Below are 15,329 nucleotides of genomic sequence, written 5' to 3' on the forward strand. Positions count from 1 at the left end.
CTTTGGGTTAGGGTCGGGCGGCCGTTGATGCCCCCGCTTCTACCCTATGGGGCTTATTTGGGCGCGTCCGCCATACGGATGGGTAGGGGAATATTACAAACGTCCACGTGGCCCGCCGGCACGGGGAAGAAGTCCTCCCGCCGGTTGCGCCGTGCCTCGACATAGGCGGCCCAGGTGGGGGTGTCGGTGCGCAGCACCGTCAGCTTCTCGCGTTGGTCGGCCGGCAGGTCGGCCGCCAACCGCACCTTGGTGATGGGAACGCGCTGTTCCGGCTTGTCATAGAAGCCCAGGGCGGCGGTGCCGCGCGGTAGACTGCTCAGGATGTCCATGCCGCGCAGGACCCGGCCCACGACGGTGATGTTGCGGTCCAGGTGGCGCGGCGCCTGGCCGATGACGGCGTACAGTTCCGCCCCGCTGCCCGTGTCCAGCGCCATGTCGCGGCCCACGCCCACCATGCCGTAGCAATGGACCAGCCAAGCCTGCTGCCCCTTGGCGTCGCGTGCTGCGGGGAAGCCGTCGCTGTAGCCCGCCTCGGGGGCGTAGGTGTCGCGGTCGGGCAAGGGGGTGAAGGCCAGCTTGGCCACGGCGGCACCACGCACCACGAATTCGGGCGCCAGCTTGGTCTGCGCCGTCCTGGGCGTGCGGGTGTTGTCGGCGTCGCCCCACTGGGTGACGTAGTTGTCCTGCACCCGGTCAACGGCCAGGCCGTCGAACCAGCCCTCGCGCACCAGCTTGCGGATGTTGTCGATATGCGCCGGGGCGAAGGCGGGCGCCAGCTCGATGATGACCCGGCCCTGGGCCAGATCCATGTACAGCAGGTTTTCCGGGTCGGGGGAGCGCCAATCCGAGGGGCTGGAAGCGGCCAGCACGTCGGCCGCGATGGGGCCGGTCTTTGCTGGCTTGGGCGCGGCGGGTTTGGCCGCGTCCGCGGCGTTGACGGTGGCGGACAGGCAAACCAGGGCTGCCGCCAGGTGGGCGGCTACCATCGAACGACGCATCGCTTCCCCTTCATTCATCGTGGCGGCCATCTCACCCGGAAAAGGGGGGCCACCTTTCAGGCCGCAGGATCGGTCCTGGGCCTGGCCAAGGGCAAGTGATTTGAAGGGCTATTTCGCGGCGATCGAAATGGTGACCGTGTCCTGATACTGCCCGGCCACGGCCTGGTTGTTGCCCGGCAAGCTGACGGCCAGGGTGCCCTGGCGGGCCTGCCCGGAACCGGACCGGTCCGTGGTCAGCGACCCGTTCTTGGCGGCGGCCGTGTTGTCGTAGGTCAGGTTGTAGGCTACGGCGCCGGATCCGGTGGCACTGCTCTTCAGCGTGCCGCTGTTGGCCGATGCGACCGAGACGGTATAGCCGCTGCCGGCGTTGCACTGCTCCGTCACCGATCCCACGGTCACGGCGTTCTGGCCGTTGACCAGGTCCAGCGTGGCGTTGCTGTCGGTGACCGCGACGGTGCACACGGTGGGCACGGTGGCGCCTATGTGGATGGTGCCGCTGGTGCCGGCCGCCCAGGCGGCGGAGGCCAGGGCCAGGGTGGCGGCGACGGTCAGGGCCAAACAAACACCATGCGCGGGGGCATGGGGCGTATCGGGCAGATGCTGGGACATTTTAGTCTCCAAGGACACCGGCGGGGCCGGGGCCATCTGTCGTTCATGTGGGGTCACCGCCTTCTGCGGCCCCCGCGTCGGATCACATGGGCGATCCTGGACGCTGATCCAGAGCTTACGTCAGTTCGCCGTAACCGTCATCAACAGATAGTCGGTGTAGGTGCCGGCGATGACCTTGGTGACGTCGCCGATGACGACGATGAAGGTGTGCCGGTCCAGGCTGGAATAGCTGTAATAGGTCAGGGTGGTGCCGCTGGACGGCACGCCCCGGCCGTCCACGGTCATGCTGTAGGGAATCGAGGTGCCGGCGCTGTCATTCACCAATCGGCCGCCGTTCTGCGACTGGATGGAGACGCTGTAGCCGGTGTTGCCCGACACCTCCAGGTCGAAGCTGCGGCTGGCGCCGGTGGTCAGCTCCCCGAAATCCACGTTGGCGGCCGACGCGCCCAGGTTGGTGCGCACGCCGCCGACATTGACGGTGGCGGAGACGGAGGTGCGCACGGTCGCCCGCACCTGGACGATGGCGCTGTCCATGACGGCGACGATGTTGCCCGAGCTGTTCAGCTGGTACAGCGTCACCGTCACCTGATCGAAGTAGTAGTTGGATCCCACCAGCTGGCCGGCGGGGACGGAGGCATAGAAGCCGGTGGTGACCGTCTGGGTGCCTCGGCCGTTGTTGACCGAACCGGTGATCAGGTTGCTGACGTTGCCGGTGCCATAGTCGCCCACCCGCTGGGTCAGCGCCGCGTCCTTGTACAGGTCATAGCTCAGCCAATTGCCGCTGAGGCCCAGCATGCGCCGCGTGCTGCCCCACAGGCCGCTGTCGATGCCGATGCCGAAGGTGCAGTTGCTGCCGGCGATATACTGCACCGTCACCGTGTTGTAGGTCGGGGGTTGCAGGGCCGCGAACGGGTCGTAGCTGGTAACCGGCGTCACCTGCGACAGGCCGCTCAGCTGGGCGAAGCACGTTTGCAGCGCGCGGGCCGGGGTGGCAGGCAGGGCCATCAGCAGGGTCAGCGCCAGCAGGGCCCATAAATGGACGCCCTGGAACCGGGCGGCAAAGGGAGGGCGAAGGCGGGTCGGCTGGTCCATGGCATCCAAAATAGCGGCGTCCCCGACCGGGCGCACCCGGTCAAGGGGATGGGCCCGGCGGCGGAGGCCGTCGGGCGATGCCGCGTCATCAAGCAAGAAACGTTCCGGCCGGGCATGCTTCGCGGCTTGGCGGCCCAACCCTATCCCCATGATCCCCAAGGTCTGGTTTCTCATGAGGGTCCGCCTCCCGTCGTCGATGCCGGCTTGGTGGGCGACAGGTTGATGGTCTGGCCGGGCAGCGCCTCCAGCTTCAGCGTGCCCAGCGGGAACATGCCTTCGGCCTCGGCCGGCACCGTCACTGGGATGGGCTTGTGCGGCACGCCCATCAGCTGCATCTGCCACTCGCCGGGGCGCACGCCCTCCACCCGGAAGCGGCCCTTGCGGTTGGTGAAGAACTGCACCTCTTGCCCGGCCTTGGGGTCCTTGGCGTTGGCGGCCTTCACGCCCTTGCCGTCGGTGCGGTGCAGGACGCCGGCCGCCAGCGGCACGGGCTTGCCCTCCGGGTCCAGCAGCACCCCATCCAGCGACACGGTGGCGTCGGTGCCGATGGGCACCAGGGTGCCGGTGTGGTTGCCGGGGACGATGGCCGGGCGGTCGTTGCCGATGTCATAGCCCATGGGCGCGTCCGGCACGTCCAGCAGCAGCGGCCGCACCAGGTAGGCGGAGATGTTGGGCACCACCGGCGGGCCCAGCCAGTCGCTGGACGACAGGTAGTGGCCGGTGACGGGATCGACGCCGATCTCCTCATCCGCGATGCGGGGATGGGGCACGACCAGGGCGAAGCTGTTGGTCACGGGCCGGGTGACGCCGACATGGCCATCGGCGAAGACTAGGCCGGTGGCGAAGTTCAGGGTGGTGCGCTCATCATTCTGCAGCGGCCCGTCCAGGGTGGACAGGCGCTGGCTGTAGTCATGGCGGACGGAGGCTTCGAACCGGTCCATGGTGTACCCGACGGAGCCGCTGGCCTGGTAGGTGCCGGTGGTGTTGGTCGCGTCCACGCCCAGGTTCCAGGAATTCGTGGGCCAGGGATCCTGGTAGCGCCAGTCCAGCTCGCGCTGGCGGCTCAGCGTGTCCATGGTGAAGCCGGCGGACTGGACGCCGTCGCCGAACGTGTAGCGGAAGGCGAGGTAGGCGCTGTTGTCGGCCTCGCGCGTCACGGTGTTGCGCGCCCGGCTGAAGGTCAGCTCCAGCGTGGCATGACGCCCGAAACGGCGGCGGAAGCCCAGATCGACCGAATAGCCGTCGATCTGGCTGTCATCGCGCACCAATTGGTAGCGGCCGCTGAGCGTCGCGGTCAGATCCTCGTCCAGCGGCTGGCCATAGCGGGCGGCCAGGTCGTAGGACACGGTGTTGCGCGGGTCCAGGGTGCCCAGGCTGGCATAACCGCCGGACCGCCAGCTGCCCTGCGCCGTCAGGGTGCGCTGCTGATAGAACTGCTCGTCATTCGTATAGTTGCGGTAGGTCAGGTCCACCGACGCCCCGCGCGACGCGCCCAGGCTGGCGCCGGGGTTGATGCCGATGGTGCCCAGGCCGGTGACGAACAGCACCTCAGTGCCTATGACCTGCTGGCTTTTGTCCGCCTGCAGGCTGGCGCCCAGGGTCAGGTCATCGGTGATGCCCTGGCGGTGATAGGCGGAAAAGGTGGGGCGGCTGCGGTCGTAGATCAGGCGATCGCTGCCGGTGGTGTAGGGAATGCCCACCGTGTAGTTGAACTCCGACACGCCTTCGGCCAGCAGCTCGGAATCGAAGAAGAAGGGGAAGTCGATGGTCCGCGTCTGGCCATAGGCGTCGGTGATGCGCACCTGCACATCGTTGGTGCCGGACGTGCCGGGGAAGTCGGACAGGTTCACGGGGCCCGCGTCCTCACGGAAGACGCGGGTGGGGCGGCCGTTCACCAGCACCTCCACCGTCGATGGCGAATCCAGGATGAAGTCGCGGCTGCCCGTGGGCTGGATGGCGCGATAGGGCTGCAGAGTGTAATTGCGGGCGATGGACAGGCCGGTCAGGGGCCGGTTGGTCTGGATGCCGGTGATGGAATAATCCAGGTCGCCGGCCTGCAGGCGCACGGCGTCCTCGGGAAAGTCGCGGATCAGCCGGGCGGTGCCGCGCATGAAGTGGTGGCTGTACTGTTCCTGGTACTGCCCCTCCCATTCGAAGGACCAGCCGTCGATGTTACCGCCGCCATCCAAACCGATGTTCAGGGGCTGACGGTAGTTGCCGCTGTCGGTGGCGGGTTGGGCCAGGAAGACCTGGGCGGTGCGCAGGTTGATGTAGGCGGCGGCGTCCGCCGGCTCCAGCACCTGGTAGCCGCTGGCGGCGTTGGCGCGGTTCACCACCGTCAGGTTGCGCACGGCGCGCAGCTGCGGCGGCACCTTGACCGACAGGGTCAGCTCCTTGGGGTCCACCGTGATGGAAATGGCGGCCGCACCCGGTCCGCTTCTGGGGCCGCCGGCCGGCCCACCCAGGCTTAGCGCGCCCAGCTTGGCATAGCCGTCGGGCCCGGCCTGGGCCACCAGGTCGCTCAGCACCTTGGCCTGGACGAAATCGCGCAGCAGCAGGGCCAGGCGGTTCAGGTCCACCTGGGTTTCGGCGGCGTCGGGCGCCACCTTGGCCGGCACCTGCCCGACCTCACGCCCCTCCACTTTCACCGGCAGGTCCAGGGTGGTGGGTTTCTCCGCCTTCTTCTTCTTACCGAAGGCCTTCTCGAACAGAGCCTCCGTGTTCTGGTTGGCCGGCGGGGCCGTCTGGGCCCGCGCCCCCCCACACACGACCAGCGCCGGCACAGCGGCCAGCAGCGCCATGAGGGTGCAAACAAGGGCGCCCCGGCGCAGTCGGCCGGGGCGGTCAAGGGGAAAGGCGCCGCCAGTCAAGCGGTTACCGGTATTCAGGCGCGACAGGCGCAACGCCGTCCTCGTATCAGGGCACCGACAGGGTCACTGTGGCGGGGCCCTGGGGCAGATCCGCCGGCCAGGGGATATGGAAACGGCGGGTGACCCCGGCAAGGACGTTTTCACCGACCATGCCCGTCAGCTGCTCCTTGCGCAGGGTGACGGTCTTGCCGTTCACCTGGGCGGTCACCTCCAGGTCGCGCATGACCTGGCGCGAGGTGCCGTCGTTGCGCACCACCACTTCCATGACGGTACCGGTGGCCGGTGCCGCGGCGGGCTTGGGCCCGGCCGACACCACGGTCAGCTTGGGCTTGGCCCCTTCCGGCACGACGTAGAGCGAGGCGACGTACTTCACCAGCAGCTTCACCTGCCCGCCCTGCACGGGCGTGCCGCCCAGGTCGATGGGCAGCTGTTCGGCCACCAGGCGGAAAGGCAGTTCCTTGACCGGCTTGGGATCGTCCGACCATTGCACGCGGATGGACTGGTTTTCGCCGGGCTGCAGGATGATCTGCTCGGGCACGATGGCGAAGCTGTCTTCCGCGTCGGTCAGGACATCCTGGCCATCTTGGTCCATGCCGCGCGCCATGACCTTGACGTCGATGGCCACGGGGTCCTTGCCGTCATTCTCCACCCGGAAGATCTGGGTGGCGCCGCGCCCGCTGGGCTCCATGTCCATCTCTATGGGGATCAGGCGGAACGAGGCCAGCGCGCCGGTGGACAGCAGCCCGGTGAACAGCATCAGGGCGCCCGCCAGGGTCGTGGCCAGGACCCGCGTGAAGCGGAAGAAACGGAACCGGTGAAGTGCCGACATGGATGATCGCCCGACTCTTGTAGCGTTTTAGTACAGCGCGTGTGAATGCGGCCGCAGGTGTTAAATAACGGTGTATGGGTCTACTTGAACGCCGCCCCCGGCGTTTGCGGCCTCACCATACCCACATGCGGGCGGCGTTGCATCCGCTTCCGTGACCCGTTTGCGCGAATTCCGAAAGTGTCGCGATTGGGGGCGGCTAAATCTGGTCTCCGCAGGCGCCCTGGGGTAGACCAGGGGATCGCCTTTCAACAACAGACCGGTTTCCATCATGGCCACCCTGTTCGTCGCGCGCAGTGCCAACCTGTCGAAATGGGCGTCCGATGTCGGCCTGCCCAAGAACATCTTCAAGGTGGGCGTGGTCGAGGGCGGCGCCGATGCCGTGGCCGCGGCGCTGGCCGCCGGCTGGGCGGCGGAAAAGGACTGGACCCTGGTGAAGAAGGTCGAGGTCGGCGACTGGACGGAGGAAGAGGCGCTGGAACGCCTGTCCGCCAAGGAAAAGCCCGTTGACCCCAACTACTACCCCCGCCTGAGGGGGGCTGCCGGCGTCTACAAGCTGACGCCCACCACGGTGGGCAACCACCTGATCGTGGCCCGCGCCATGGCCGGCAACGAAAGCCTGGACTTCAAGCTGAAGGTCGCCGACTACGCCAATTACCTGATCCAGTTTGCCCAGCCGCCGAAGGCGGCGGGTGAATAAGAGGGCCGAAGGCGGCGGGTGAATAAGAGGGCCGAAGGCGGCGGACTAATAAGGCGGCTGAGGCATCGGCCCGGTGGGAAAACTGCCGGGCCGTTTGTTATCCGGCGGGGATGATTGACGTCGGAATATTGTCTGACTAAAGTCAGAGATATGGACGACGACCAACTCTCCCGCGTGCGCCGTTTCAACCGGGCGGTCACCCACCGCATCGGTGTGCTGGACGGCAACTACCTGGGCAGCGGCCGCCCGCTGGGAGAGGCCCGCCTGCTGTTCGAGATTGGCCGGGAAGGGACGACGGTGCGCGAGCTGCGCGCCCGCCTGGGCCTGGACTCGGGCTATATCAGCCGGCTGCTGCGGACCTTCGAGGCAGAAGGGCTGACGAGATTGGAACCCGACGCGCGGGACGCGCGGGTGCGGCGGGTCACCCTGACGCCCAAGGGCGAGCGGGAGTGGGACATGCTGGACCAGCGGTCACGGGACCGGGCGGCAGCACTGCTGGAACCGCTGGGCCCCTCGCAGCGCCAGCGTTTGCTGGACGCCATGGCAGAGGTGGAGCGGTTCCTGCGGGCGTCGGCCGTGGCCATCCAGCCGGCCGACCCTTTCAGCGACGAGGCTCAGGCTTGCCTCCAGGCGTATTTCCAGGAGTTGGCGGCGCGTTTCGACACCGGCTTCGATCCGGCGCGCAGCGCCCCAGCGGAGCCTGGGGACCTGGTGCCGCCGTCGGGCTGGTTCCTGGTCGCGCGGCTGGACGGGGCGGCCGTGGGGTGCGGGGCCCTGAAAATCCAGGGGGATGGCTACGGCGAGATCAAGCGCATGTGGGTGGCGCCCCCCGTCCGTGGCCTGGGTGTCGCCCAGCGCCTTCTGCGAGCGCTGGAGGAGCGCGCGGCCGCCGCCGGCGTGGACGTGCTGCGGCTGGACACGAACGGCAGCCTTACCGAGGCGCGCAAGCTCTACGCCCGCAATGGCTATGGCGAGATTCCGCCGTACAACGACAATCCCTATGCCCAGCACTGGTTCGAGAAGCGGGGACTGCAGTCCGCCCGCTGACCCGGCTGGTCAGGACGCGGCGATCTTCTTCAGGGCATTCTCATAGGCGTCGGGCGGCTGGCCGCCGGAGATGAGGTAGCGGCCGTTGACGATCACGGCGGGCACCGACTGGATGCCGCGTGACAGCCACAGCTGTTCCGCCTCGCGCACCTCGGCGGCATAGCGGTCTCCGGCCAGGAGAACGCGGGCCTCCTCTACATCCAGGCCGGCCTGGGCTACGGCTGCCAGCAGCACGCCGGTGTCGGACGGATCCTCCCCCCGGGTGAAGTAGGCCTCAAACAGGGCCAGCTTCAGGGCCAACTGGTGCTCGGACCCCTGGGTTTCGGCCCAGTGCAGCAGGCGGTGGGCGTCGAAGGTGTTGTAGATGCGGCGCTTGCCGCCATTGGCGCCAGTGGCCGACATGGTGAAGCCGACGGCCGCCGCGCGGGCGCGGATCATCTCCCGCGTCTGGGCCATCTGGTCGAGGGTGGAGCCGTACTTCTGGCTGATGTGCTCATCCAGGTCCTGGCCCGCCGCCCCCATCTGGGGGTTCAGCTCGAACGGCTGGAAGTGGATGTCGGCCTCAACCTCCCCCTCCAGCCGCGCCAGCGCCGCCTGCAGACCCTTCAGCCCGATGACGCACCAGGGGCAGGAAACGTCGGAAACGAAGTCGATGCTGAGATGCTTGGACATGGGGGACAGGCTTTCCGGCAGACGGGGGCTGAGGCGGGCACCCTGCATCAGTCAGGGTCGCTATGCCGTGGTCCCCATCACAGCAACGGTATGAAGCAGAGACTTCCGCCGTTCAGGCCCAAGCGACAACCCTAATACACCAGCTCGTCGTCACCCTTGCCGGAGGCGATGACGATTTCGCCGCGGGCGGCCATGTCCTTGGCCAGCTGCACCATGTACATCTGTGCCTCGTCCACATCGCGCAGGCGCACCGGGCCCATGGCGGCCATGTCCTCGCGCATGATCTTGGCGGCGCGCTCGGACATGTTGGTGAAGAACAGGTCCTTCAGGGTTTCCGAGGCGCCCTTCAGCGCGGTCGCCAGCTTGGCCTTGTCGACGGAGCGCAGCAGCGACTGCACGCCGGACGGGTCCAGCTTGCCCAGATCCTCGAAGGTGAACATCAGGGCCCGGATGCGCTCCGCACTGTCGCGGTTGCGCTCCTCCAGTGCTGCGATGAAGCGGCTTTCCGTGCTGCGGTCCAGGCTGTTGAAAATTTCCGCCATCATCTCATGCGCGTCGCGGCGGTTGGTGCGCGCCAGGTTGGACATGAACTCGGTGCGCAGCGTGCGCTCGATGTCGTCCACCACTTCCTTCTGCACCGATTCCATGCGCAGCATGCGCATGATGACTTCCATGGCGAAGCTTTCGGGCAGCAGCTGCAGCACGCGGCCGGCATGGTCGGCCTTGATCTTGGTCAGGATGACGGCGACGGTCTGCGGGTATTCGTTCTTCAGGTAGTTGGCCAGCACCTGCTCGTTCACGTTGGCCAGCTTGTCCCACATGGTACGACCCGCGGGACCGCGGATCTCTTCCATGATGGTGTCGACCTTCTCCTTAGGCAGAACCTTCATCAGCAGGCGTTCGGTGCTGTCGAAGGTACCGACCAGGGAGCCGGTGGAACTGATCTGCTCCGCGAACTCGACGAACAGGCGCTCCACGATGTTGGAACTGACCGAGCCCAGGTTGGCCATGGTCTGGGACAGTTCCTTGATCTCGTCTTCCGCCATCAGGGCGAACAGGCGGCTGGCATGCTCCTCGCCCAGCGCCAGCATCAGCACGGCGGCCTTTTCCGGCCCCGTCAGACCCCGGTAATCTTCACGTACCCGGATCGCCATGTATCGTCGTCTCCTGTCCGGCGGATGATGCTGCCGGATTGTTCCGTAAGGGCCGGGCTTTAGTCATGCCACGGTCCCTGAACCACTAGGGAAAGTACACCCGGCCCCGGCGGCAGGATAGAATTTTTGTCGCAAGCGGGTCCGGCCGGGACTCCCCCGTATAAGGGGTGTGGAACCGGGGCCTTCCAGGGCCGTTTCCACGGCAATTCGGGAGTAGGACGATGACCAAGCGGTACGTGCAGATATGGGCGGTGATGGCTTTGGCCTTGGCGGGTTGCCAGTCCGCTCCGCCGGACGCGGCCACCAAGAACGGCCCCGCCGGGGGAGCCGTAGCCCGGGCGAATGAGGCGCCCGGCGCTCAGCCCATGGCGGCGCAGCCGGCCTGCTTCTTCACCCGTGACATCGATGGCTGGAACAGCATCGACCCCTACACGGTGCGTATCCGCGTGGGCGTCAACAAGCGTTATGACTTGAAGCTGTTCATGCCGCAGCCCGACCTGTCCACCCGTCTGCAGTTGGCCATCGTGACCAAACCCGGCGGGTCGGATTGGGTCTGCTCCCCCATGGATATCGAGATCATCGGCGAGCCCCTGCACCTGCGCGTGCCGGTGCGGGAGATCATCGCCGTGCCGCCGGACCCGAAGGGCAAGGGCGGGGACCATGACAGGGATGGGGATGGTGCGGCGAAGGATGCGGCGCCCCAGGATGCTCCGAAGCCAGGAGCGACCGGCGCCTGAGGCCGAAGACAGCGGGGCACGGGCATAAGGCCCGGCCCCACGATCCCTGACGTTTACTCTTCGCTGTCGCTGTCGGCGGCCGAACCCGGTGCGGCGCGGCGGCGCGGGGGGAAGCGGTCGCCCCCGGCGGGGCCGCCATGGCTGCGTGGCGGCGCCTCGGCCCGCTGGGCGGCGGCGCCGTCGATGGAACCAGTCCAGCCGGACGACCGCGGACGCGCGCTGCGCTCCTCGGCGGCGGCGATGGTGCCTTCCAGTTCGCGGATACGCTCCTTCAGGGGGGCGATCATCGGGCTGCTGCGATTGCGGGCCAGATATTGTTCCAGGTCGCCCTTCAGGCGCTGCAACTGATTGCGCAAGGTCGCCAGGTCCGTTTTCGGCTTGGCGGAGCGGAAAACCCGTTCCTCGTGTCTGGTCACACCCGTCCTCCATTCGCGCCGGCGTCAACTGTCGGCGGCTGGTCTGCCCCCCAGATATAGCAGCGACGGGCGTTTCATGAAACCCGGCGCGATGGGGGAGGGGTGACGCCGTTCTTATCGGGGTAGTCCTGCTTCCGGGGCGGCGTACGCTACCGGGCGCCCAGACAGCGGGATATCGCCTGCCGCAGCTGGGTGCTGTCCAGGGGTTTGGGCACGATGGCGAAGCCCAGGCTCTCCGCCTCCGCCACGCGGTCGCCATAGCCGCTGACCAGCAGGACGGGCAGGCCGGGGTGCAGGTGGCGCACGGCCTGGGCCAGTTCCAGGCCGTTGCGCCCCCCGGGCAGCACAATGTCACTCACCATCAGCGAGATGTCCGGCCGGTCGGCCAGCAGCGACTGGGCGGCGTCGGCCGTCGTGGCCGCCAGCACGCGGAAGCCCAATGCCTCCACCATGTCCCGCATGACCTTGGCCACCGTCGGATTGTCCTCCACCAACAGGATCTGACGTCCGTTGCCGGCGACCTCTGGAACGCCGTTGGCCGCAACGCCTTTGGCCGGGACGGTGCCGGTACCCGTGGCGGTGGCGGCGTCCTCTTCGGCCCGGGGAAGGTAGAGGGTGATGGTGGTGCCGGCCGCGGCGCTGTTCGGGACGGCCGCGTTCAGGCTGTCGGCCAGCGCCGCGCCGCCGGACTGGCGGGCCAGGCCGTGCACCTGAGCCAGCCCCAGGCCCGTGGACTTGCCGTCCCGCTTGGTGGTGAAGAAGGGGTCGAAGACCCGGTCCAGGATGTCCGGCGGAATGCCCGACCCCGTGTCGCAGACCGTCAGGCGTACGAAGTCGCCCATCAGGCCGCCGGTACGGTCGCTTTCGTGGCTGGCGGGATCGATGTGGACATTGGCGGCCGCCAGGCGCAGCACGCCGCCCCGGGGCATGGCGTCGCGGGCGTTGACCGCCATGTTCAGCAGCGCCAGGTCGAACTCCGTCCTGTCCACGCGCAGGGGCCACAGGCTGGGCGGCAGCGCCGTTTCCAGGCGGATGTCGCCGCGCAGCGCCGGGCGCAGCAGATCGGCGATGTCGCCGGCCATGTCCGACAGCCGCACCAGATCCAGGTGCAGGCGGGGCCGGCGGCTGAAGGTGCGCAGATTGTGGGTCAGCCGCTCCCCCCAGGCGATCGCCTGCAGCATGGCGTCCAACACCTCGCGCTGGGGTTCGGTGTGCGGGCGGCGGCACAGCACCTCCGCCCCGCTGCGCACGGTCATCAGCAGGTTGGCGAAGTCGTGGATGATGCCTCCCGTGATCTGGTCCAGCGCCTGCAGCCGCTGGGTGCGCAGCAGCGCGCCCTCCGCCTGCTCCCGTCGGGTCTCCGCCGCGCGCAGGGCCTGGGCCGCCAGCCTTTCCCGCCGGGCGCGGCGCATGGCCAGCAGCGTGGTGGCGCACAGCGCACCCATGACCGGCAGGGCCAGCAGCGCCAGCCATCCCAGGCGCCGGTGCCATTGGCGGTCCAGCTGGGCCCGGTCCACGCCCACCATCACTGTCAGCGGCGCGTTGGCGATAAGTCGGCAGGCCGTCAGCCGCTGTTGCCCCTCACTCGCGGCGCCGGCATCCGGCGGACTGGCGTCCCGGGAACCGGCATCCGGGGCGCCCTCGGCGCCAGCGGCGGGCCCAGTGGCGGGCCCAGCGGCGGGCCAGCCGGCGCGCCAGGCCGCGTGAAGGCCGGGACAGATGGGATCGACCTGCGCCCCGTCCATCGCGACTGGGCGGCCCGCCATGATCATGCCCTCGCGGTTGACCAGCAGGACGGTCGTCGCCGGGTCGTCTTGCGTCACCCGCCGGTAGAAATCGTCGAAATAGGCCAGCGACATGGAAACGGCGGCGATGCCGGCCAGGCTGCCGTCGGGGTGGCTTAGGCGGCGGGCCAGGCTGAAGACGCGCTGATCGCCCGATGTTCCGCTGGTGGCTGCCAGGCTGTCGGACGGGGGAATCAGCATCTCCGTCTGGCCGGCGCGCAACTGACCGTAGGCGGGGCTGTCGGTGATGTCGGGCCTGCCGGCGGCGGCGGTGTGGCGGCTGACGGCCAGGGGGCGGCCCTGTGCATCCCACAGCCACAGCGCCTGGATTTGGGGAATGCCGGCCACCATGCCGGCCAGGGCGGCACCCACCTGATTCGCGTCCCGGGGGCGGGCGAGGACGAGATGGGCGGGGTCGAGGTCGCGCACCCGGTCCAGGATCAGCCGGTCGCTCTCGATCACCTTTTGGGCGTGTTCGTCCACCGCGGCGGCGATGCGCTCCACCCGGTCGCCGGCTTGTGCGACGATGTCCCTGCGGCTTTCCAACCCCGCCGCGGCCAGCAGGGCCAGGGGGATCAGCACGGCGGCCAGCATCTGCAGGCGCAGGGCCGCGATGGTGGAGGGCGCCCGCGGCAGCTCCGCCTCCGCCACCCGCGGCGCCCCGATGTCGGAATTGACCGTCACGACCGCCCTTGCGTCCCTCAGTCCACGCCAGGCCCGATCATATGGTCCGGTTTACGCAATCTCCAATGGCGTTGCAGCCTATCCTTTTAGTTGAACTCAGGGTAGGCCGACAGGCTCGGTGGGAAAGGCCAGTTCGTGCCGCGCCCGCCACTCCGGCTTCACATAGTTGATGATGATGGTGCGGCGGATGCCCTGGAAGGGGCGTCGGGCGAAGCCGTGCCAGGTGTCGCTGCCGGGAATGAACACCAACCCGGTGTTGAAGCGGCCCGACGCCCGGCCGGCATGGCCGCCCTCGGGCCCGTCCATGATGTCGGTGCCGAGGTTTTCCGCGTCCGGCCCGGTGCTGAGGTAGACCAGCATGGTGAACAGCTTGGCGCCGATGTCGGTATGCGGCTCCAGCCAGAACCCCTCGCGGTCCAGGCAATATTCGATGCGCAGCGATGATCCGCCGAGATCCACGCCGAACTGGCGCGCCAGGGTGGCCACCGTCTCAGGCGCCTGGAAGGCGGCCGCCACGGCGCCGCACACCGGATATAGCAGCTGGTTGTCGGTCGACAGGAAGGTGCGGGTGGAGTTGTGCGTCTCCCGCCGGCCCCGGGTATCGTCGATCTCCGGCGCCGCGAAGGGCAGGGTGGCCAGCGCCTCCGCCACGGCGGACGGGAAGACGCTGTTGAGATACCAGTGGCGGTATGGACGATCGTCCCGGTCCGCCGCGTCCAGGCAGGCGCGCACATGGCGGCCGGTGGCGGCATCGAAGGCCTGCGGGTCGAAGGCAGGCGTGTCGGCGCGAGGATGCGGGGCGCCAAGGTGGGGTGCTGGAAAGCTCATCACATCTCCCCCTTGCCGGAGAAGGCGCTGCCCAGGCGCTTCAGGCCGGCGGTGACGCCGTGGCGCAGGGTCTCGCGCCGGGCGGTGCCGGCATCCACCATCCAATTCAACATGATGTAGCGTCTCACGCCGTCGTGCGGCTTGTGGCCGTGGAAGGAATTGTCGGTGCGACGGAACGCCACCAGCGTGCCGTCCAAGGGCAGCACCTCGGCCAGCATGTCCTCCATATCGTCGGCGCTGCGCAGCAGGCGCAGGCGGCCGCCCGGCGCCGTCCAGGTGTCGTTCAGGTACAGCAGCGCCGTCAGGCGCTTGGTGACGCTGTCGGTGTGGATGCGCCCGTCCTTGGGCACGCAGCGGCTGCGCACCGTCACCATCAGGGCATCGGGGTCCAGGTCCAGGCCGAAGGTCTCGGCGAAGGCCTGCGTCGTCTCCGGCGCTGTCAAGGCGGCCAGCAGGCGGGTGAAGCCGTCCAGGTCGCCCCGCTCCAGCTCCGCGCGCGATGGGGCCGGCACCAGGCCGCCATGGGGGCTGTCGGGAAAGTCATGGCGGGCGGTGACGGCCACGACGGGAGCGATGAAGCCGGTCATCACCAGGTGGGGAAACGGCTCCATGGCCGGGCGCAGGGCGCGCAGACCATCCAGGTTCAGGACACCGTCCGTCCGATTGGCCGGCGGCACTGGGGCCACGGACGGGGCGGGGGAGGAAAGGGCGGGCATGGATTGGAAACCTTGAGAGGAGCCAGCCGGGACGGACCCCCTGGCGATGCCCCCTTTTCCACCTGTCCCGCCGGCGGGGCGTTGATCCAGGTCAAGGCCATATCCCTCCGCATATGTCGCCCACGTTAACGGAATCCACCAGACTCATCATGGAGAATGCCGGCAGCGAGGGGACGCCCCGTACGGGGTTCGCCCT

14 protein-coding genes are annotated in these 15,329 nt (G+C 68.4%); 3 read left to right on the plus strand and 11 right to left on the minus strand.

Annotated elements, in window-relative coordinates:
- Positions 1–53: 53 nt before the first annotated feature.
- From FBZ87_RS03540 to FBZ87_RS03560, 5 genes are all read right to left on the minus strand, one after another.
- Positions 54–998, minus strand: a complete 945-nt coding sequence (locus FBZ87_RS03540; protein ID WP_211106830.1) for a peptidylprolyl isomerase — start codon at positions 996–998, stop codon at positions 54–56.
- 108 nt (positions 999–1,106) lie between these two features.
- A complete protein-coding gene (locus tag FBZ87_RS03545; RefSeq protein ID WP_186454548.1) occupies positions 1,107–1,607 on the minus strand; it encodes a spore coat protein U domain-containing protein in 501 nt (166 codons plus the stop codon).
- A gap of 120 nt (positions 1,608–1,727) precedes the next feature.
- Positions 1,728–2,699 carry a spore coat protein U domain-containing protein gene (locus FBZ87_RS03550; RefSeq protein ID WP_186454549.1) on the minus strand — a complete coding sequence of 324 codons (972 nt, stop codon included), beginning with the start codon at positions 2,697–2,699 and terminating at the stop codon, positions 1,728–1,730.
- A gap of 170 nt (positions 2,700–2,869) precedes the next feature.
- The gene (locus FBZ87_RS03555) at positions 2,870–5,500 is read right to left on the minus strand and encodes a fimbria/pilus outer membrane usher protein (protein ID WP_246134215.1); all 2,631 of its coding nucleotides are present in this window, start codon (positions 5,498–5,500) and stop codon (positions 2,870–2,872) included.
- Between the two features lie 115 nt (positions 5,501–5,615).
- Positions 5,616–6,398 carry a fimbrial biogenesis chaperone gene (locus tag FBZ87_RS03560; RefSeq protein WP_145608951.1) on the minus strand — a complete coding sequence of 261 codons (783 nt, stop codon included), beginning with the start codon at positions 6,396–6,398 and terminating at the stop codon, positions 5,616–5,618.
- A 268-nt stretch (positions 6,399–6,666) separates the two neighbouring features.
- Between FBZ87_RS03560 and FBZ87_RS03565 the strand changes: the two genes are divergently transcribed.
- Both FBZ87_RS03565 and FBZ87_RS03570 read left to right on the plus strand, forming a co-directional pair.
- Positions 6,667–7,095 (plus strand): hypothetical protein, encoded by a 429-nt coding sequence (locus tag FBZ87_RS03565; protein ID WP_145608952.1) that lies wholly within the window; start codon positions 6,667–6,669, stop codon positions 7,093–7,095.
- Positions 7,096–7,245: 150 nt separating this feature from the next.
- Positions 7,246–8,142 (plus strand): bifunctional helix-turn-helix transcriptional regulator/GNAT family N-acetyltransferase, encoded by an 897-nt coding sequence (locus tag FBZ87_RS03570; RefSeq protein ID WP_145608953.1) that lies wholly within the window; start codon positions 7,246–7,248, stop codon positions 8,140–8,142.
- A gap of 9 nt (positions 8,143–8,151) precedes the next feature.
- Here the strand turns inward: FBZ87_RS03570 and FBZ87_RS03575 are convergent, their stop codons facing one another.
- Together FBZ87_RS03575 and fliG are read right to left on the minus strand one after the other, a co-directional pair.
- On the minus strand, positions 8,152–8,814 hold the full coding sequence (locus FBZ87_RS03575; RefSeq protein ID WP_145609099.1) for a DsbA family oxidoreductase: 663 nt from the start codon (positions 8,812–8,814) through the stop codon (positions 8,152–8,154).
- A 131-nt stretch (positions 8,815–8,945) separates the two neighbouring features.
- Positions 8,946–9,968, minus strand: coding sequence for a flagellar motor switch protein FliG (fliG, locus tag FBZ87_RS03580; protein WP_004271656.1), 1,023 nt, complete (start codon positions 9,966–9,968; stop codon positions 8,946–8,948).
- Positions 9,969–10,189: 221 nt separating this feature from the next.
- On the opposite strand from fliG, the gene FBZ87_RS03585 reads away from it, so the two are divergent.
- Positions 10,190–10,705, plus strand: a complete 516-nt coding sequence (locus tag FBZ87_RS03585) for a DUF6491 family protein (RefSeq protein ID WP_145608954.1) — start codon at positions 10,190–10,192, stop codon at positions 10,703–10,705.
- Positions 10,706–10,758: 53 nt separating this feature from the next.
- On the opposite strand, the gene FBZ87_RS03590 is transcribed toward FBZ87_RS03585, so the two are convergent.
- The 4 genes from FBZ87_RS03590 to FBZ87_RS03605 form a co-directional block, all read right to left on the minus strand.
- Complete coding sequence (locus FBZ87_RS03590) at positions 10,759–11,121, minus strand: hypothetical protein (protein WP_145608955.1); 363 nt, start codon at positions 11,119–11,121, stop codon at positions 10,759–10,761.
- 149 nt (positions 11,122–11,270) lie between these two features.
- The gene (locus FBZ87_RS03595; protein WP_145608956.1) at positions 11,271–13,589 is read right to left on the minus strand and encodes an ATP-binding protein; all 2,319 of its coding nucleotides are present in this window, start codon (positions 13,587–13,589) and stop codon (positions 11,271–11,273) included.
- Between the two features lie 96 nt (positions 13,590–13,685).
- Positions 13,686–14,417: a 2OG-Fe(II) oxygenase gene (locus tag FBZ87_RS03600; RefSeq protein WP_338424087.1), complete on the minus strand. Its 732-nt coding sequence runs from the start codon at positions 14,415–14,417 to the stop codon at positions 13,686–13,688.
- The gene (locus tag FBZ87_RS03605; RefSeq protein ID WP_145608957.1) at positions 14,417–15,133 is read right to left on the minus strand and encodes a 2OG-Fe(II) oxygenase; all 717 of its coding nucleotides are present in this window, start codon (positions 15,131–15,133) and stop codon (positions 14,417–14,419) included. Before FBZ87_RS03605 ends, FBZ87_RS03600 begins: the two co-directional genes overlap by 1 nt.
- Positions 15,134–15,329: the final 196 nt, after the last annotated feature.

Origin of the sequence: Nitrospirillum amazonense (genome assembly GCF_007828035.1) — a bacterium.
Classification (GTDB): domain Bacteria; phylum Pseudomonadota; class Alphaproteobacteria; order Azospirillales; family Azospirillaceae; genus Nitrospirillum; species Nitrospirillum amazonense.